Origin of the sequence: Micromonospora sp. DT4 (assembly GCF_049841675.1) — a bacterium.
GTDB lineage: Bacteria > Actinomycetota > Actinomycetes > Mycobacteriales > Micromonosporaceae > Micromonospora.
Genome location: NZ_JBNCKT010000002.1, coordinates 21859 through 40290, shown reverse-complemented (window position 1 = coordinate 40290; position 18432 = coordinate 21859). Strand labels below are relative to the sequence as shown.

At 72.4% G+C, this 18432-nt stretch carries 14 protein-coding genes; 9 read left to right on the top strand and 5 right to left on the bottom strand.

Annotated elements, in window-relative coordinates; translation table 11 throughout:
* Positions 1-129: 129 nt before the first annotated feature.
* The 3 genes from ACLQ24_RS01125 (at position 130) to ACLQ24_RS01115 (ending at position 2947) form a co-directional block, all read left to right on the top strand.
* Positions 130-936 carry a DUF4245 family protein gene (locus tag ACLQ24_RS01125; protein WP_425888520.1) on the top strand — a complete coding sequence of 269 codons (807 nt, stop codon included), beginning with the start codon at positions 130-132 and terminating at the stop codon, positions 934-936.
* A 116-nt stretch (positions 937-1052) separates the two neighbouring features.
* A complete protein-coding gene (locus tag ACLQ24_RS01120; RefSeq protein WP_425888519.1) occupies positions 1053-1865 on the top strand; it encodes a hypothetical protein in 813 nt (270 codons plus the stop codon).
* A gap of 230 nt (positions 1866-2095) precedes the next feature.
* The gene (locus tag ACLQ24_RS01115) at positions 2096-2947 is read left to right on the top strand and encodes a hypothetical protein (RefSeq protein WP_425888518.1); all 852 of its coding nucleotides are present in this window, start codon (positions 2096-2098) and stop codon (positions 2945-2947) included.
* A gap of 142 nt (positions 2948-3089) precedes the next feature.
* On the opposite strand, the gene ACLQ24_RS01110 is transcribed toward ACLQ24_RS01115, so the two are convergent.
* Together ACLQ24_RS01110 and xseA are read right to left on the bottom strand one after the other, a co-directional pair.
* Entirely contained in the window at positions 3090-3311 is a 222-nt protein-coding gene (locus ACLQ24_RS01110; RefSeq protein ID WP_421474551.1) for an exodeoxyribonuclease VII small subunit, read from the bottom strand.
* 30 nt (positions 3312-3341) lie between these two features.
* Positions 3342-4574 (bottom strand): exodeoxyribonuclease VII large subunit, encoded by a 1233-nt coding sequence (gene xseA / locus ACLQ24_RS01105; protein WP_425888652.1) that lies wholly within the window; start codon positions 4572-4574, stop codon positions 3342-3344.
* A 143-nt stretch (positions 4575-4717) separates the two neighbouring features.
* Between xseA and ACLQ24_RS01100 the strand changes: the two genes are divergently transcribed.
* Together ACLQ24_RS01100 and ACLQ24_RS01095 are read left to right on the top strand one after the other, a co-directional pair.
* Positions 4718-5692 carry a 4-hydroxy-3-methylbut-2-enyl diphosphate reductase gene (locus tag ACLQ24_RS01100; protein WP_425888517.1) on the top strand — a complete coding sequence of 325 codons (975 nt, stop codon included), beginning with the start codon at positions 4718-4720 and terminating at the stop codon, positions 5690-5692.
* A 109-nt stretch (positions 5693-5801) separates the two neighbouring features.
* Positions 5802-6194: a hypothetical protein gene (locus ACLQ24_RS01095; protein ID WP_425888516.1), complete on the top strand. Its 393-nt coding sequence runs from the start codon at positions 5802-5804 to the stop codon at positions 6192-6194.
* A gap of 19 nt (positions 6195-6213) precedes the next feature.
* On the opposite strand, the gene ACLQ24_RS01090 is transcribed toward ACLQ24_RS01095, so the two are convergent.
* Positions 6214-7362, bottom strand: coding sequence for a DNA recombination protein RmuC (locus ACLQ24_RS01090; RefSeq protein WP_425888515.1), 1149 nt, complete (start codon positions 7360-7362; stop codon positions 6214-6216).
* Between the two features lie 54 nt (positions 7363-7416).
* Here ACLQ24_RS01090 and ACLQ24_RS01085 point away from each other — a divergent pair, with 54 nt between their 5' ends.
* A complete protein-coding gene (locus tag ACLQ24_RS01085; protein ID WP_425888514.1) occupies positions 7417-8271 on the top strand; it encodes a hypothetical protein in 855 nt (284 codons plus the stop codon).
* Between the two features lie 178 nt (positions 8272-8449).
* Here ACLQ24_RS01085 and ppc read toward each other — a convergent pair whose 3' ends face one another.
* Positions 8450-11236 carry a phosphoenolpyruvate carboxylase gene (gene ppc / locus ACLQ24_RS01080; protein ID WP_425888513.1) on the bottom strand — a complete coding sequence of 929 codons (2787 nt, stop codon included), beginning with the start codon at positions 11234-11236 and terminating at the stop codon, positions 8450-8452.
* A 128-nt stretch (positions 11237-11364) separates the two neighbouring features.
* Positions 11365-12378, bottom strand: a complete 1014-nt coding sequence (locus ACLQ24_RS01075) for a hypothetical protein (protein ID WP_425888512.1) — start codon at positions 12376-12378, stop codon at positions 11365-11367.
* 395 nt (positions 12379-12773) lie between these two features.
* On the opposite strand from ACLQ24_RS01075, the gene mfd reads away from it, so the two are divergent.
* The 3 genes from mfd (at position 12774) to ACLQ24_RS01060 (ending at position 18371) form a co-directional block, all read left to right on the top strand.
* Complete coding sequence (mfd, locus tag ACLQ24_RS01070) at positions 12774-16403, top strand: transcription-repair coupling factor (RefSeq protein ID WP_425888511.1); 3630 nt, start codon at positions 12774-12776, stop codon at positions 16401-16403.
* A gap of 172 nt (positions 16404-16575) precedes the next feature.
* The gene (locus ACLQ24_RS01065; protein ID WP_425888510.1) at positions 16576-17364 is read left to right on the top strand and encodes a hypothetical protein; all 789 of its coding nucleotides are present in this window, start codon (positions 16576-16578) and stop codon (positions 17362-17364) included.
* Positions 17365-17366: 2 nt separating this feature from the next.
* Positions 17367-18371 carry a nucleoside triphosphate pyrophosphohydrolase gene (locus ACLQ24_RS01060; RefSeq protein WP_425888509.1) on the top strand — a complete coding sequence of 335 codons (1005 nt, stop codon included), beginning with the start codon at positions 17367-17369 and terminating at the stop codon, positions 18369-18371.
* The last annotated feature ends 61 nt before the right edge of the window (positions 18372-18432 follow it).

The window sequence follows — 18432 nt, the reverse complement described above, 5'->3', positions numbered from 1 at the left end:
GGACGGCCGGCGGCGGAGCGGCACCGCTGCCGGCTTTGTCGCTGATCCTCACACGATGGCCGACCGAGCGGCGGTGCGGGGCGGTGATGGGCCGGATACCGCCGGTCGGGCTGCTGCGAAGATGGCAGGGTGGAACCCGCACAGCCTGCTGACCGCGTACCCGCCGACCGCACGCCGCCCGACGGACAGCCGCCGGCCGACCTCGTGGCCCCCGAGCCTGCCGCGACGGACCCGGCGACGAGGGCCGGCGAGCCGGCCCTCGTCGCCGGTGAGCCGGTGCCGGTCGCGCCGGACCCGTCGGTGCAGCCTTCGGTGGCCCGGCCGGTGCCGGGTGACCCGGTGCCGGGTGACGTCGCCGGTGGGCCTGACGACGTGACGGGAACCGGTGAACGGCCCGCGCCGCCGCCCCGGGTCGCGGCGACGACGACCAAGGCCGAGCGGTCGCCGAAGGACATGGCGATCTCGCTGCTGGTGCTGCTCATCCCGATCGCGCTGCTGCTGGCGTTCTACCGGGGTTTCCTCGGCGGCGACCAGGCCACCACCGTCGACCCGGCCCCGGCCATCGAGCAGGCGCGGTCCGCGAACACCTTCGCGGTGAGCGAGCCGCAGGGGCTCGGGTCTGGCTGGCGTACGGTCAGCGCCCGCTACCAGACCGTCGATGGCGGCGCGACCCTGCGGATCGGCTACCTCACGCCGGAGGGGCGGGGTGTCCAGCTCGTGCAGAGCAGTGTGCCGGCCGAGCGGCTGCTCCCGGCCGAGCTGACCGACCAGGGCCAGCCACAGGGCCAGACCGAGCTGGATGGCCGCACCTGGCAGCGGTACACGGCCCGCGGGAACCAGCAGGCGCTGGTCCTGCTCGAGCCGAGCCGTGCGGTGCTCGTGATCGGCGACGCACGGGACAATGAGCTGCGGGAACTCGCAGGCGCGCTGCGCTGACGAGTCCACCGTCGACAAGCCCCCACGCCGTGTGGCGCATCCGTTACGCTGCCTCGGCTCGGTTCGGTCCGCACGCTGCGGCCGGGCCATGTCCATCTCGGTGAAGTGAGAACTCAGTGAACATTCGACGGTGGAGCTTCGGCTTCCTCGCCGCCACCCTGCTCGTCCCCGGCCTGGCCGCGTGCAAGTCCGACGCGGCCGAGCCGGCCGCCGCACCCAGCCCGTCCGCCCCGGCCGTGCCGGCCGACCCGAAGGAGGCGCTGCTCGCCTCCACCAAGGAAATGGCCAAGGGCGACTTCACCTTCACCCTGACGGGCGCCGACCTGACCGGCAGTGGCCTGGTGCACAAGCCCAGCAACAGCGCGCAGTTGACCATGAAGCTGGGCGACGCCTCCCAGGACGTGTCGATGGAGATGGATTTTCTCTACATCGACTCGGAGAGCTGGGTGAAGATGGACATCGGTGGCGCCATGGCCGCCATGATCCCCGGCGCGGCGAAGAACAAGGGTAAGTACCAGCACCTCGACAAGACCAAGGTCAAGGACGTCAAGGACCTTCAGCTCGATCCGGAGACGCTCGACCCGCTCGACAGCGAGACCCTGGTCAAGGGCGTCACCGACGTGCGAAAGACGGGCGAGGGCACGTACGCTGGCAAGATCGACATCACCGCCTCCACCGAGTCGGTCGCCCTCGACGAGGACGTCGCCAAGGCGCTGGGGGCGCAGGCCAAGGCGCTGCCGTTCACGGCCAAGCTCGACCCGCAGGGCCGCCTCACCGAGCTGGTCATCTCGGTGCCGGCCGCCGGCGAGACCGCGGCGCACGACATCAAGATCGGGTATGCGGGCTACGGCACCGGCACCGGCGCGAAGAAGCCGTCGGCGGACAAGGTCGTCGAGGCCTCGGCTGAGACGTACGAGCTGTTCAAGTAGGCGGTACCGCGGACCGGGGTGGCCACGGGTCACCCCGGTCCTGCCTGTCCGCGGCCGGTTGTGCCGAGCAATCGGACACAAGGGGATTGTCCGACCCGTCGGCAGGGAACAAGGAGGGAGTGATCCGGGCGCGCCGCTCGGCCCGGATCGCGCGACGCGGCCGAAGGGCTGCCGCGTCGTCCGGTTTCCGGCGCCGACAAGGTCGTCGGGTGACCCCTTGGGAGACACGTATGACTGTTCGACGACTCGGCGCCGGCCTGGTAGCCGCCGCCCTGTTCACGCCCGCCCTGGCCGCCTGCGCCGGCGGTACGACCGGCACCGCCGGCTCGACCGCGTCCCCGACGGTGAGCGCGTCCGGCGCGCCGAGCCAGTCCGGCGGTGCGCCGGTGTCCGGTGACGCCAAGCAGGCCCTGCTCGACTCCACCAAGGAGATCAGCAACGGCAACTTCCGGTTCACCCTCTCCGGCGCCGGGTCCACGGCCGAGGGGCAGGTGCACCAGCCGAGTCAGAGCGCCGCTCTGAAGTTCGCCGTCGGCGGTCCCTCCTCCGACCTGGCCATGAAGCTCGACGTGATCCACGCCAAGCCGGGCAGCTGGGTGAAGCTGGAACTGACCGGCCCCACCGCCGACAGCCTGCCCGCCATCAAGCAGCTCAACCTCGGCAAGTACCAGCACCTCGACCAGGCCCGCATCAAGGGCAACAAGAACCTCGGCTTCGACTTCGACAAGGTCGACCCGGCCGGCAGCGCTGTGCTGACCCAGGGCATCACCGAGGTCCGCAGCACCGGCACCGGCACGTACGCCGGCACCATCGACGTCACCAAGGCCGCCGAGGCGGGCTCGCTGAACGCCGCCACGATCGCCGCGCTCGGCACCCAGGCGAAGACGGTCCCGTTCACCGCGAAGGTCGACCCGCAGGGCCGGCTGAGCGAGCTGGTGCTGCAACTCCCGGCCTCCGGGCAGACCACCGCCCAGGAGATCAAGATGACGTACTCCGACTACGGCTCCGCCACCCCGGCACAGAAGCCCCCGGCGGACCAGGTCGTCGAGGCGCCCGCCGAGCTGTACAGCCTGTTCAACTGACCCGCCGTACGTCGGTGGGGTGGCTCCGGTCGCCCCACCGACGGTGCCGGTCCCTTCATCTGCCCCGCACCCCGGTACGCACCAGACATGGTCGTTCGCGATGTCGCCGCCGCCCTGGGGCGGCGTCACCTTCGGTCCGCGGTCAGGCGGACGGGTCCTGGCGGGCGGCGTCGATCCGCGCACGGGCGCCGTCCAACCAGCGCTGGCAGATCACCGCCAGCGCCTCGCCGCGCTCCCAGAGCGCCAGCGACTCCTCCAGGGACGTGCCACCGGCTTCCAGCCGCTCGACCACCGAGGCCAGTTCGGCGCGGGCCTGCTCGTAGCTGAGCCGCTCGTCGGGCCCGGCCTTCGTGTCGTCAGTCATCGCGTCCATCTCAGCACACCCCGGTCGGCGTCACCGCGTCGCCACGTCCCCGTCGACCGTCGCGGCCAGCTCCCCCTCGGCGAGGCGTACCCGTAGCGGGTCGCCCTTGCCGACCTCGGCCGCCGCCCGGACGACGTGCCCGTCGGCGCGCTGCACGATCGCGTACCCCCGGTCCAGGGTCGCGGCGGGGGAGAGGGCGCGTAGCCGGGCGAGGGTGTGCCGCAGGTCGTCGTCGGCGGCCGCGAGCCGGTGGTCCAGGCAACGGTTGGCGCGTTGACGCAGTGCCGCCAGCTCGGTCGCGCGGTGCTCCACCATCACCTGGGGTCGGGCCAGCACCGGTCGGGACCGCAGGCCGTCGAGGCGGTGGGACTCGCGGTCGACCAGGTTGCGCACCGCCCGCTCGAGTCGGTGCCGAGCCTGGCCGATGAGGCGTACCTCCTCGGTGAGGTCGGGGACCACCCGCTTGGCCGCGTCGGTCGGGGTGGAGGCCCGCAGGTCGGCGACGTAGTCGATCAGCGGAGCATCCGTCTCGTGGCCGATCGCGCTGACCACGGGGGTACGGCAGGCGAAGACGGCCCGGCAGAGCGCCTCGTCGGAGAAGGGCAGCAGATCCTCGATGCCTCCACCACCCCGGGCAATGATGATCACGTCGATGCTCGGATCCGCGTCCAGGACCTTGAGCGCGTCCATGATCTGCGGCACCGCGGACGGCCCCTGCACGGCCACGTTGACCGTGCGGAACTCCACGGCGGGCCAGCGCCGCCGCGCGTTCGTCAGCACGTCCCGCTCGGCGGCGGACGCCCGGCCGGTGATCAGCCCGATCCGGCCGGGAAGGAACGGCGGCCGGCGTTTGCGGGCCCGGTCGAACAGTCCCTCGGCGGCGAGCAGCTTCTTGAGCTTCTCCAACCGGGCCAGCAGCTCACCGAGCCCCACCTGCCGGATCTCGTCGGCCCGCAGACTCAACGTGCCCCGGGCGGCGTAGAACTCCGGCTTGGCGTGCAGCACCACGCGGGCGCCCTCGCGCAGCTCCGGTGCGCCCGCGTCGAGCACGTCACGGTTGGTGGTGACGGTCAGGCTCAGGTCGGCGGACGGGTCACGCAGGGTCAGGAAGACCGTGGTGGCCCCGGGACGGCGGCTGATCTGCGCCACCTGCCCGTCCACCCACACCCAGCCCAGCTTGGCGATCCACGCCCCGACCTTCTGCGAAACAACCCGAACAGGCCAGGGCTCCTCCGCGCTGCTCCGCGCAGCGTCCCCACCCACACCACTCACCCCTCAACCCTACGGACACCCTCGGTGATCAAGAAGTTTGCATCAGATCCGGGCGCGTTCCTGACGCAAACTTCTTGAGATCACCGAGGTTCGGGCCCGGTGGTGGGTCGGAGTCGGGCACGTACGATGGGGGGGTGACTGATCTCCGGACCGGCAAGCGCGTGCTCCTGGCCAAGCCCCGCGGCTACTGCGCGGGTGTGGACCGCGCCGTGCAGACCGTCGAGGAGGCGCTGAAGCTGTACGGCGCCCCGATCTACGTCCGCAAGCAGATCGTGCACAACAAGCATGTCGTGCAGACCCTGGAGGCCCAGGGCGCGATCTTCGTGGAGGAGAACGAGGAGGTGCCGGAGGGCTCGACCGTGATCTTCTCCGCGCACGGCGTGGCACCCGAGGTCTACGAGCAGGCGCGGGAGCGTTCGCTGAAGGCCATCGACGCGACCTGCCCACTGGTCACCAAGGTGCACCAGGAGGCGAAGCGGTTCGCCGCCGACGACTACGACATCCTGCTGATCGGTCACGAGGGGCACGAGGAGGTCATCGGCACGGCCGGTGAGGCGCCCGCGCACATCCAGCTCGTGGACGGCCCGGACGGCGTCGACAAGGTCACCGTGCGTGACCCGGAGAAGGTGGTCTGGCTCTCCCAGACCACGCTCTCGGTGGACGAGACCCTGGAGACGGTCGCCCGCCTCAAGCAGCGGCTGCCACTACTCCAGTCCCCGCCCAGCGACGACATCTGCTATGCCACGTCCAACCGGCAGCACGTCGTCAAGGAGATCGCCCCGGAGTGCGACGTCGTGATCGTCGTCGGCTCGACGAACTCCTCCAACTCGGTCCGGCTGGTCGAGGTCGCCCTGGACGCCGGAGCACGCGCAGGTCACCTGATCGACTTCGCCCACGAGATCGACGACGCCTGGCTGGCCGATGCCCGGACGGTCGGCGTGTCCTCCGGCGCGAGCGTGCCGGAGGACCTGGTCCGCGACGTGCTGACGCACCTGGCCGAGCGCGGCTTCGCCGACGTCGAGGAGATCACCACTGCCAACGAGCGGCTCACCTTCTCGCTTCCGCAGGAGCTGAAGCGGGACATGAAGGCCGCCGCGACCCGCGGCTGACGAGCCCGGCCCCGGTAGCAGCGCCGCCGCACACGGCCACGTCGAACGCTCACCGCGACGCACGCGTCGCGGTGGGAACGCCTGGCCCGTTCCGTACGTCGAAGGCGGCATGAGGACATTTCGGCTGGTCGTCCCCGCCCTGGTCGTCTGCGCGGCGCTGAGCGCCTGCGGTGGGACCGACGGCCCCGCCACCCCCGGCGCGCCGTCGGCGACGACCGGGCAGCCCGCCCCCGCGTCGCCGAGCACTCCCGCCCCGCCGCTCACGTCGCCGGGCGGGCCCACCGTCCCGCCGCGGGTCGGCGCCACCGAACTGATCGGCACGGTCACCGCCGGGGTGGAGCCGAACTGCCTGCTTCTCGACGGGTACCTGCTGGTGGGCGGCCCCCGGGACGTGCTGACCGCCGGAGCCCGCGTGAGGGTCACCGGTCGGGTGGAGACGGGCATGATGAGCACGTGCCAGCAGGGCACCCCGTTCGTCGTCGAGAGCGCCAACCGCGGCTAGCCGGCGACCCGAACGACCGTCAGCGGTCGGCGTCGTTGAGCAGCTCCGGGGCCTGCGGCTGGCGGGGGGTCAGCTCGACCTGGGCGGGGGCCGCCAGCTCCTCGTCCGAGACGCCCAGCTCGGCGAGCTTGCGCGCGCTGACCAGCACCCGCGCCTCCAGCGAGCCGACCGCCCGGTTGTACGCGGTCACTGCCCCGGCCAGCGACGACCCGAGCTTGCCCACGTGGTCGCCGAGGGTGGAGAGCCGGCCGTACAGCTCCCGGGCGAGGGTGTGCACCGCCAGCGCGTTGCGGGCCAGTGCCTCCTGCCGCCACGAGTAGGCCACCGTGCGCAGCAGCGCGACCAGGGTGGCCGGTGTGGCCAGCACGACGTTGCGGGCGAACGCGTGCTCCAGCAGCGTCGGGTCGCGTTGGAGCGCGACGTCGAGAAAAGGGTCGGCCGGGACGAACAGCACCACGAACTCGGGCGAGCTGTCGAACGCCGACCAGTACGACTTGGCGGCCAGGGCATCGACGTGCCCCCGCAGGTGCCGGGCGTGCGCATCGAGGTAGGTGTTCCGGCCACGCTCGTCGCGGGCCTCCATGGCGGTGAGGTACGCGTCGAACGGCGCCTTCGCGTCCACCACCACCGACCGGCCGCCGTGCAGGCGTACCACCAGATCCGGGCGGACGACCTGGTCGTCGGTGGCGGCGGTCACCTGTTCGGAGAAGTCGCAGTGCTCCAGCATCCCGGCCGCCTCGACGATGCGGCGCAGTTGGTGCTCGCCCCAGCGGCCCCGCACCTGCGGCGCGCGCAGCGCGGCGACCAGCTGCTTGGTCTCGGTGCGCAGCTCCCCGGAGACCGCGTTCATCGAGCGGACCTGCTCGCGGAGCTCGGCGTACGCGTCGACGCGGTCGTGTTCCAGCTCGGCCACCCGCTGCTCGTAGCGGCGCAGGCTGTCGTGCAGCGGTGCCACGGCACGGGCCACCGCCTCCTGCGACTGCGCCGTGGCCTCGTAGCTCAACGCCCGCATGGACTGCTCGAGCCGTCCCTCGCCCTCGCGGGTCGCGGTCAGGGTGGCGTCCAGTCTGGCGATGTCGGCCGCCGACCGGGAGCGGGCCGCGAGCCAGCCCACCGCCCCGCCGGCACCGAGGCACACGACCACCACCAGCAACGTCGAGACGTCCATCATCGGAGCTTGCCAGACGGGTACGACGTGACACCCGGGGGTACGTTCGTTGACATGGAAGCTCTGCTGTGCCTCGCGGTCATCCTCGCCGGCTTGGTGGGTGCCGGCCTGCTCGCCTACTCCCGGGCCAACGCCCAGCGGCGCGCCGCGCTCGGCGACGCCCGCGCCGACGCGCAACGGTGGTACGAGCGCCTCGGCGGCCAGTTGCTGACCCTGCACGGCGAGGAGCCCGCCGTCCGGCAGGCGCTGGCCGACGCGGGGGAGCGCTACAACGCGGCCGGCTCCCAGTTGGAGCAGGCGCGTACGCCGCACCAGTTCGCGCTCGCCCGGGAGACCGCGCTGGAGGGGTTGGCGTACATCCGGGCGGCGCGGACCGCGCTGGGCATCGATCCCGGGCCCGAGTTGCCGGCGCTGGCCGCCGCGCGGGGTGTCGGGCAGCTCACGAAGGAGCGCGAGGTCGACGTGCAGGGCCAGACCTTCCGGGCGGGCCCGCAGCCGGGTCGGGAGACGCCCTACTACTACCCGGGCGGCCGGTACCAGGGCCGACCGGTGCCGGCCGGTTGGTACTCGACGCCGTGGTGGAAGACCGCGCTGGGCGCGGGCGCCGGCGTGCTCGGCGGCGTGCTGATCGCCGACGCGCTGTTCTCGCCGGCCTTCGCCGATCCGGGGTACGGCTACGACCGGGGCTATCAGGAGGGCTTCGGCGACGGCGCCGACCACGCCGACGACCAGGGCGCCGACGCTGGCGACCAGGGCGGCGACTACGGCGACCAGGGCGGCGACTACGGCGACCAGGGTGGCGACTTCGGTGGCGCCGACCAGGCGGGCGACTTCGGCGGCGGTGACTATGCCGGCGGTGACTTCGGCGGCGGCGATTTCGGCGGCGGCGATTTCGGCGGCGCTGACTGAGCGCGGCGACTGGTGGGCGTCGGCGGCGTTGACTGAGCGCGGCGACTGGTGGGCGTCGGCGGCGTTGACTGAGCGCGGCGACTGGTGAACGGCGGGGCAGCGACCCGTGAACAACGCTGGCCGACATGCGTAACGGGCCCCGGTCGACTCGACCGGGGCCCGTTGCCGTGCTGTCTGATCAACCGGTGTTGCGCATGCCGGCGGCGATGCCGTTCACCGTGGTGAGCAGCGCCCGCTCCAGTGCCGTGCCGTCGCTCGGAGCGCGTCGACCACCCGGTGCGGTGGCGACCGCCCGGCCCGCCGCGCCGGACTCCCGGTACTGGCGCAGCAGCGCCACCTGGAGGTGGTGCAGAGGCTCCAGGTAGGTGTCGCGCACGGCCAGGGTGCGCTGGAGCACCGGGGAGTTCTCCAGCAGGGCCGGCGAGGCGGTAACCGCCAGCACTTCACGCTTGGTCAGCTCGTACTCTCGTTCGATCTGCTCGAAGATCGGGTGCAGCTTCTTCGGCACGAGGGTCTCGACGTACCGGCGGGCGATGCTGAGGTCGGTCTTGGTCAGCATCATCTCGACGTTCGACAGGAACGTGCGGAAGAAGTGCCAGTTGCGGTGCATCTCGGCCAGCACGTCCGCCAACCCGGCCTCCCGGGCGGCGGCCAGGCCCGAGCCGACGCCGAACCAGCCCGGCACGATCTGCCGGGTCTGCGTCCAGCCGAACACCCAGGGAATGGCCCGCAGCCCGGACAGCCCGGCGCCGGTGTTGGGGCGCTTCGCCGGCCGGGAGCCGATGTTCAGCGCGCCGAGCAGCTCGGTGGGGGTGGACGCCCAGAAGTACGCCGGCAGGTCCGGGTCCTCGACGAGCGACCGGTACGACCGGAACGCCGACTCGGAGACCACGTCCATGGTCGCGTCCCAGCGTTCCAGCATCTCGGCCGGCTGCCGGGGCGCCGTGTGCAGCAGCGTCGCCTGGAGCACCGCGGCGAGGGTCAGCTCCAGGTTCTCCCGGGCCAGCGAGGGCAGGGTGTACTTGTCGGAGATGACCTCGCCCTGCTCGGTCACCTTGATCGCACCGTCCAGCGTGCCGTACGGCTGGGCCAGGATCGCCTCGTGCGTCGGCCCGCCGCCGCGCCCGACCGTGCCGCCGCGGCCATGGAAGAGCCGCAGGTGTACGCCGTGCCGGGCGGCCACGTCACGCAGCGCGCGCTGGGCCCGGTGGATCGACCACTGGCTGGTGGTGATCCCGGCCTCCTTGTTGGAGTCGGAGTAGCCGAGCATGACCTCCTGCACGTCGCCCCGAGCCGCGACCAGCGCCCGGTACGCGGGCAGCGACAGCAGCTCGTCGAGGATCTCGCCGCCGGCGTTCAGCTCGCCCGGGGTCTCCAACAGCGGCACGAAACCGATGCGGGCCCGGCCGCTGTGCACGTCGACCAGCCCGGCCTCGCGGGCGAGTACCACGGCGGCGAGCACGTCGTCGACGCCCAGGGTCATCGAGATGATGTACGACTCGATGACCTCGCCGCCGAACCGGTCCTGCGCCTCCCGGATGGTGCTGAACACGTCGAACGTCTTGCGGGACAGCTCGGAGAGGGGTGTGTCCGCGGTGGAGAGCGGCCGGCGGCCGGTCAGCTCGTCGGCGAGCAGCTTGGTGCGTTCCAGCCGGCTCAACGACGGGTAGTCGGACACCTCACCGACGGCCTCGTACAGCTGGGCGAGGACCGCGTGGTGCGCCTCGGCGTGCTCCCGGACGTCCATGGTCGCCAGGTGCAGGCCGAACGCGGACACCGTCCGGATGGTGGAGGCCAGCCGGCCGACGGCCGTGAGCTGCCCCGAGTTGCGGGCCAGCGACGCGCGCAACAGGTCCAGGTCGGCGATCAGCTCGGCGGAGCCGCGGTAGTCACGACCCGGGACATGGGCGGTGCCCTGGCGCAGCCGCTGCCGGGTGTTGGCGAGCTTCGCCTTCACGCAGCGTGCCTTGAGCCGGTAGGGCTCCTCGGCATTGACCCGACGGAACCGGGCCGCCACCTCGGGCAGCGCGTCGAGGTCGGCGGCGAGGCTGGCGGAGAGGTCCAGCGACACCCCGCGCAGCCGGCGCGAGACCGAGACCTCGTTGATCAGGTGGTCCATCGCCTTCTCGGTGGCGGCGATGCCGTGCTCGTGCTGGATGGCCAGCACCTCGCGGGTGACCGCCGGGGTGACGAACGGGTTGCCGTCGCGGTCGCCGCCGATCCAGGTGCCGAAGCTCAGCGGGCGGGCCGTCGGCGACGTCTCCACGCCGAGATTGCGCAGCGTGTCGGCCAGGTCGTCGAGCACCTGCGGGGCGGCCTCGGCGTACAGGTCGCGCAGGTAGTAGATGGCGTTGCGCGCCTCGTCGGTCGGGTCCGGTCGGTCCAGTCGCAGCTCGTCGGTCTGCCACATGAGGTCCAGCAGCTCGGCCAGCCGGCGGTTGGCCGGGCCCTCGTCGCTCGCGCCGTAGAGGATCGCGTTGGCGGTCTCGGTGTCCAGCTCGTCGGCGATGGCCCGCAGCTTCGACAGGATCGAGCGGCGGGCAGCCTCGGTCGGGTGGGCGGTGAACACCGGCCGGACCGCCAGTCGCCGAGCGGCGGCGGCGATCTCCTCGGCCGGTACCCCCCGCTCGGCGATCATCTTGGCCGCCTGGTCCAGCCAGCCGCCCTGCACGGCGCGGCGGCGGCGCAGGTCCCGTGCGCGGTGCACCTGCTCGGTGATGTTGGCCAGGTGGAAGTAGGTGGAGAAGGCGCGGGCCAGCTTGGTGCCGGTCGTCACATCGAGCTTGCCGAGCCGCTGGGCGGCGGCCGGGACGTCGGTGCGTACCTGGGCGCGGATCTCCTCGACGAGGTCGAGCAGCGGGCGGCCCTCCTGGCGGGCCAGGGTCTGGCCGAGGAGGGTGCCGAGCCGGCGGATGTCGGCGCGCAGCGCGGCGTCCGGGCCGTCGTGGTCGTGCTGGTCGGTCACGATGCGCTCCTTACGTGAGTACGAAGGACAGCGCTGTCCGACTCCCTGGATGGTATCCGCGTCGGGCCGGCCGGCAGGAGGGGCTCTCCACATGCCGCGCCGTGAAACGGAACACCCCGGAGATCACTTCAGGGTCTTGCGCGGATGGTTGCCCGACCTCCCCGCACCGCTGTCGCGGCGAGCAGGGCCGCCAGGGCGAGCACCGCCCACAGCGCCAGCCCGGTCAGCGGCCAGCCGATCGAGCGCCGGTCGAAGTACACCGCTGACTTGATCAGGTCGGTGGCCAGGCCGGGCACGTTCCACCGGTGCATGCCGCGCAACCAGGTGGGCAGGAACTCGGGGGCGTAGATGCCGCCGGAGCCGGGATTGCCGAGCACCACCAGCAGCAGGATGACCAGTCCGGTGCCGAGAACGCCCAACCACCCCTGTACGGCGGCGGCCACCATCGCGGCGGCGAAGGCGGCCAGCATGCCGGTGCCGGCGACGGCCGGCAGGTCGTGGTGCCAGACGTCCAGCACCGGGCCGACGATCACCGCACCGGCGATGCCGAGCACCACGCTGTAGACGGCGAGCGCCCCGATCCGCAGGCCCGCGCGGCGCAGGGTGCGCGGGGTGGTGCCGACGGAGATGCCGAGCGCGGTCGAGGCCAGGTACCCGCCGAGGACGTACCCGATCGCCAGGTAGAACGGAACCAGACCACGCGGGTCGGTGTCGGCGACCGGCACCTCGTCGGTCACCCGCAGTGGCAGGCGAGCCTGCTCGGCGGCGGTGGTGAGCACCTGGACGACCACGTCGGTGGCGGCCGGCGCGCCGGCGCTGGCGGTGGTCAGGACGAGTCCGCCGTCGGGGGTGGAGCCGAGCACCCCATACACCTCGCGGCTGGTCAGGGCATCTTCGGCGGCGCCCGGGTCGGCGTACTCGGTGGCTTTGATCTTGTCGGTTCGGTCGCGGACGGCGGCCAGGACCGTGCGTGCGGCCTGGTCGCCGGTCGCCACGCCGACCGGCACGTCGCGGGGGTGGGGTTGGTGCAGGGCGCCGACGTACGCGGCGATGAACGCGACGGCCAGCGCGAGGGTGCCGAGCAGCAGGCCGACGGTACGGGGGAGCTGGTCGCGTACCCGGATCTCCTGCGCCTCGTCCACCAGGCCAGCCTAGGGGGCGACATGCCGCTATTGCGACGTTTCTACCTGCGGATGTCCGACCCCGGCCACCGTCCGGCGCGGGGGTGTCCACGTACGTGCCGGTGTTGGCGATCATGTCGATCCGGGCCACGTGGAACTCGGTCCCCGGGGCGTACCGCTCCCGGGACGCCTCGTACGTCAGCCAGTCGGTGATCCGTGGCCCCGGCCAGCCGGGCAGGGTGGCCATGCCGTCGCGGTGTGGGGCGTGGGTGTGGGGCGCGGGACGTGGGGCGCGCGGGACCTGGGCGGAAGGGGTTGGGTGTCGGTGGACGGGGATAGGCTTGTCGGCGTACACCCCCCGTCCGGCTGGACGAGGGGCCTCGCTCGTGTGCGTCGACCACCCTGGAAGGTTTCCCTTGCTCACCGGTCTGCTCTCCGCCGCCCTGGCCGATCCCGGGCTGGCCCGGGCGCGTGACCTGGCGCGCTCCGGTGCTGCCCAGGTCGACGGCCTCGACATCACCGCTCCCGCCGCGCTGCGCCCGTTCGCTGTTGCGGCTGTCGCCGCCGACACCGGCGGTGCCGGGCGACCGGTGCTGGCCGTGACCGCCACCACCCGGGAGGCCGACGACCTGGCCGCCGCGCTGGGTGGGCTGCTGCCCCCGGAGCAGGTGGTGGTCTTCCCCTCCTGGGAGACGCTGCCGCACGAGCGGCTGTCCCCACGCTCGGACACGGTGGGTCGACGACTGGCCGTGCTGCGCCGCCTCGCGCACCCCGAGTCGGCCGACGCGCACGGCCGGACCGGGCCGCTGCGGGTGGTGGTCGCCCCGGTCCGGTCACTGCTGCAACCGCAGCTCAAGGGGCTGGGTGACCTGGAGCCGGTGCAGCTCGCCGCCGGCGAGGAGGCCGACCTGGAGGAGGTCGCCCGCAGGCTCACCGACATGGCGTACGCCCGGGTCGACCTGGTCACCAAGCGCGGCGAGTTCGCGGTGCGCGGCGGCATCCTGGACGTCTTCCCGCCCACCGACGAGCACCCGTCCCGGGTCGAGTTCTGGGGCGACGAGGTGGAGGAGATCCGCACCTTCGCCGTCGCCGACCAGCGCACCATCGAGCAGGTGCCGCTGCTGTGGGCGCCGCCCTGCCGCGAGCTGCTGCTCACCCCGGCGGTCCGCGAGCGGGCTGCCGCGCTCGCCGAGCAGCATCCCGAGCTGGCCGAGATCCTGGACAAGCTGGCCGAGGGCATTCCGGTGGAGGGGATGGAGTCGCTGGCCCCGGTGCTGGTCGGCCCCGACTCGCTGGAGCTGCTGCTGGACGCGATGCCGGCCGGCACGCACGTCCTGCTCTGCGACCCGGAGCGCATCCGCACCCGGGCGCACGACCTGGTGCGTACCTCTGAGGAGTTCTTGCAGGCCAGCTGGGCCGCCGCCGCCGTGGGCGGCCAGGCCCCGGTGGACGTCGGCGCCGCCGCCTTCCGCACTCTGGCCGAGGTACGCGCCACCGCCGGCACGCTCGGCCAGCCCTGGTGGACGCTGTCCCCGTTCGGCCTGGTGGAGGCAGAGACGGCCGAGGCGCGGCAGCCCTGGGAGGACGCGCCCGAGCAGGCCAGCGTCACCCCGGACGACGCCATCGCGGTGACCCTCTCCGCCCAGCCGGCCCCGCTCTACCACGGTGAGACCGCGCGGGTGGTCGACGACCTCAAGCGCTGGGCAGGCGAAGGCTGGTCGATCGCGCTGGTCTTCGAGGGGCACGGCCCCGCCCAGCGGGCGGTGGAGGTGCTGCGTGACGCCGGCCTGGGCGCCCGGCTCACCGAGGAGGTGCCCACCGCACCCGCACCCGGTGACCTGGTCGTCACCTGCGGCGCGCTGACCAGCGGATTCGTCGACGAGGCGTCCCGTTTCGTGCTGCTGACCGGCAACGACGTGACCGGCGGTCGGGGCACCTCGACGCGGGACATGCGCAAGATGCCGAGCCGCCGGCGCAACACGATCGACCCGCTGGAGCTCAAGGCCGGCGACTTCGTGGTGCACGAGCAGCACGGCATCGGCCGGTACGTCGAGCTGGTGCAGCGCACCGTCAACGGCGCGAGCCGGGAGTACCTGGTCATCGAGTACGCGGCCAGCAAGCGCGGCCAGCCCGGCGACCGGCTGTTCGTGCCGACCGACCAGCTCGACCAGCTCTCCCGCTACGTGGGCGGTGAGCAGCCGACCCTGCACAAGATGGGCGGCTCGGACTGGCAGAGGTCCAAGGCTCGGGCGCGCAAGGCGGTCCGGGAGATCGCCGCGCAGCTCATCCAGCTCTACGCCGCGCGTAAGGCGTCCAAGGGTCACTCGTTCGGCCCGGACACCCCGTGGCAGCGGGAGTTGGAGGACGCCTTCCCGTGGCAGGAGACGCCCGACCAGCTCGCCGCGATCGACGAGGTCAAGCGGGACATGGAGCAGACCGTCCCGATGGACCGGCTGATCTGCGGCGACGTCGGCTACGGCAAGACCGAGATCGCGGTCCGGGCGGCGTTCAAGGCCGTGCAGGACGGCAAGCAGGTGGCGGTGCTGGTGCCGACGACCCTGCTGGTGCAGCAGCACTACAACACGTTCGCCGAGCGGATGAGCCAGTTCCCGGTGCAGATCCGGCAGCTGTCCCGGTTCCAGACCGCGAAGGAGACCGAGCGGACGTTGGAGATGGTCGCCGACGGCACCGTCGACATCGTCATCGGCACCCACCGGCTGTTGCAGACGGCGACCCGGTTCAAGCAGTTGGGCCTGGTCATCGTCGACGAGGAGCAGCGCTTCGGGGTCGAGCACAAGGAGCACCTGAAGACCCTGCGCGCGTCGGTGGACGTGCTGAGCATGTCGGCCACCCCGATCCCGCGCACCCTGGAGATGGCCATCACCGGCATCCGGGAGATGTCCACCATCGCCACCCCGCCGGAGGAGCGCCACCCGGTGCTCACCTTCGTCGGCGCGCAGGACGACCGACAGGTCGCCGCCTCCATCCACCGCGAGCTGCTGCGCGACGGGCAGGTCTTCTACCTGCACAACCGGGTCGAGTCTATCGACCGGGCGGCGCGGCGGCTGCGCGAGCTGGTGCCCGAGGCGCGGGTCGCCGTGGCGCACGGTCAGATGGGCGAGGAGGCCCTGGAGAAGGTCATGGTCGGCTTCTGGGAGAAGGAGTTCGACGTCCTGGTCTGCACCACCATCGTGGAGTCGGGCATCGACATCCCGAACGCCAACACCCTGATCGTGGAGCGGGCCGACCTGCTCGGCCTGGCCCAGTTGCACCAGATCCGTGGTCGGGTCGGCCGGGGCCGGGAGCGGGCGTACGCGTACTTCCTCTACCCGCCGGAGAAGCCGCTCACCGAGCACGCTCACGAGCGGCTGGCGACCATCGCCCAGCACACCGAGTTGGGCGCCGGCATGTACGTGGCCATGAAGGACCTGGAGATCCGGGGCGCGGGCAACCTGCTCGGCGGCGAGCAGTCCGGCCACATCGAGGGCGTCGGCTTCGACCTGTACGTGCGGATGGTCGGCGAGGCGGTCTCCGCGTTCAAGGGCGAGCGCCAGGACGAGGAGACCGACGTCAAGATCGACCTGCCGGTCGACGCGAACCTCCCGCACGACTACGTGGGCGTGGAGCGGCTGCGTCTGGAGATGTACCGCAAGCTCGCCGAGGCGCGCGACGAGGACCGTCTGCGGGAGGTCGTCGCCGAGATGACCGACCGGTACGGCGAGCCGCCCGCGCCGGTGCAGAACCTGGTGGCGGTGGCGCGGTTCCGTCTGCTGGCCCGCCGGTACGGGCTCAGCGACGTGTCCATGCAGGGCAAGCACGTGCGGTTCGGGCCGCTGCCGCTGCCGGACTCGAAGCAGCTGCGGCTCAAGCGCTACCACCCGGACGCCGTCTACAAGCAGGCCACCGACCAGGTCAGCGTGCCCCGGCCGAGCACCCGCCGGATCGGTGGGGAACCGCTGCGCGACCAGGCGCTGCTCGAGTGGTGCGCGCAACTGCTCTCCGACGTGCTGGGCGCCCCCGCCCCGCTCGCCGCCGCGACCGCCTGACGGCGGCGTGCGGGCCAGGACCGCACGGCCCCTGAGGGCGGCACGCGCGTCAAGGCCCCGCGCGGGCGACGGCCGTGTGCGCGCCACGACCACCTGGGTGTCGTGGCGCGCGGGCCGCATGGGGAGGTGGGGGCCGTCACAGCGACCGGGAGGGCATGAGAGAGTGACGGGCATGCGTGCTCGCCGTGTGATCGCCGCCGCCAGCGTCGCGGCTCTGGGTGTCCTCTCCCTCGCCGCGTGCGAGAGGTCCGCGCCGGACGTCGCCGCGTACGTCGGTGACACGACGTATTCGCTCGACCGGGTCGACGGGATCTACGACGAGGCGCAGGCGAAGTACGGCGACGTCGTCCGTCAGGCGGCCGGCCAGACCGGCGCGACGCCGTCGCCCGAGCAGTTGCGGTCGCCCGTCACCCGGCAGGACGTGGTGAACCTGCTGGTCAGCCTGGAGCTGGGCAAGCGGGTGGCGAAGGCCAAGAACATCCAGGTGCCCGACGAGGTCAGTCCGCAGCAGTTGGAGCAGAGCCTGCGGGTGCCGGCCACCACCGAGTACACCAAGCTCTGGGGTGAGTGGGTCGACCTGCTGCAGGCGTTCAACCAGCAGCTTCCGCCGGCCGAGGTGAGCGACGAGTCGGTGATGGCCGTCTACCAGGCGCTGGCCAAAGTCGGCGCGATCCCGGGCGGGCTGCCGGTGACCGAGGTCCGTCAGAGGTTCGGCGAGGGGGCCTTCGTCGGCAGCGCCACCGCGCTCAGTGTCGTGCTGGAGGACGAGGCCGACCGGGCCGACGTCTCGATCAACCCGCGGTACCGGGAGGTGGGCGTGCCCTCGCTGGTGAGCAGCGGTCAGTCGGTCATCTTCTACTCGCTGCCGTACATCAACGAGGAGGGGCCGGTCACCGACATCTCGACCCCGGACGCTTCGCCGTCGAGCCCCAACCCGGACACCGAGGGCACGGCAAGCTGAGCATGACGGCACGGATCGTCCTGCTGGTCACGTCACCCCGGCTGCCGGCCGGCCTGCTGACCTCGGCCGCCTGGGACGTCGTACGCCAGCATCCGGTTCTGGCCGGTGCGGAGAGCGAGTTGACCACGGCCGTGCGTCAGGCGGGCGCCGAGGTGACCGTCGTGGACGGCCCGGCCACGCAGGCGCTGCTGGACACGGTCGCGGCGCACGGCACGGCGGTCTGGTTGGCCGGCCCGGCCGGTGACGAGTCGTTGGCCCGGGAGTTGGGTCTGCGGCTGGCCCGGGAGTCGGGGCTGGCCGAGATGGAGCTGATGTACGGTTCGTGGGACCCGCCGGGCGCCCGGCTGCTCGACGCGGTGGCCGTGCTGGACCGGCTGGCCTCGCCGGGCGGCGACCCGTGGAAGCGGGCGCAGACGCACCGTAGCCTCGCGGGTTACCTGCTGGAGGAGAGCTACGAGGCGTACGACGCGATCGCAGCCGACGACACCGACGCGCTCCGTGAGGAGTTGGGCGACGTGCTGCTCCAGGTGGTGCTGCACGCGCGGCTCGCCGAGGAGTTGCCGGAGGGTGAGCGGTGGAGCATCGACGACGTGGCCGGTGGCCTGGTCGACAAGATGATCCGGCGCAACCCGCACGTCTTCGCCGGTGCGGAGGCGGGCAGTCTGGAGGAGATCACCGCCAACTGGGAGCGGATCAAGCGGGCCGAGAAGGCGCGTGACTCCGTGCTGGACGGCGTGGCGCTCAGCCAACCCGCCCTGTCCCTGGCCGCGCAGATCCTCGACCGCGCCGCCCGTGCGGGCCTGATCGTCCCGCCTCCACCGCCCGACACCGCGGTGGACGAGGAGGCGAAGCTGGGCGCCACCCTCCTGGCGCTGGTGACGGAAGCCCGCAAGACCAACCTGGACCCCGAGGCGGCCCTACGCAGCGCAACCCTGGCCCACGCCGACACCGTCCGCGCCGCCGAACGTCCACCCCAACCTCCACCCACCCCCGCCGAACCGCGCTGATCATGAGGTTGTTGCCGCGACACGCCGACACGGCGGGTAACAACCTCATGATCAACGGAAG

Coding starts and splice junctions, on each gene's coding strand:
- ACLQ24_RS01060 (WP_425888509.1), top strand. CDS start 17,367: ATGACGGCACGGATCGTCCTGCTGGTCACGTCACCCCGGCTGCCGGCC.
- ACLQ24_RS01095 (WP_425888516.1), top strand. CDS start 5,802: ATGAGGACATTTCGGCTGGTCGTCCCCGCCCTGGTCGTCTGCGCGGCG.
- ACLQ24_RS01115 (WP_425888518.1), top strand. CDS start 2,096: ATGACTGTTCGACGACTCGGCGCCGGCCTGGTAGCCGCCGCCCTGTTC.
- ACLQ24_RS01110 (WP_421474551.1), bottom strand. CDS start 3,311: ATGACTGACGACACGAAGGCCGGGCCCGACGAGCGGCTCAGCTACGAG.
- ACLQ24_RS01090 (WP_425888515.1), bottom strand. CDS start 7,362: ATGGACGTCTCGACGTTGCTGGTGGTGGTCGTGTGCCTCGGTGCCGGC.
- ACLQ24_RS01065 (WP_425888510.1), top strand. CDS start 16,576: ATGCGTGCTCGCCGTGTGATCGCCGCCGCCAGCGTCGCGGCTCTGGGT.
- ACLQ24_RS01085 (WP_425888514.1), top strand. CDS start 7,417: ATGGAAGCTCTGCTGTGCCTCGCGGTCATCCTCGCCGGCTTGGTGGGT.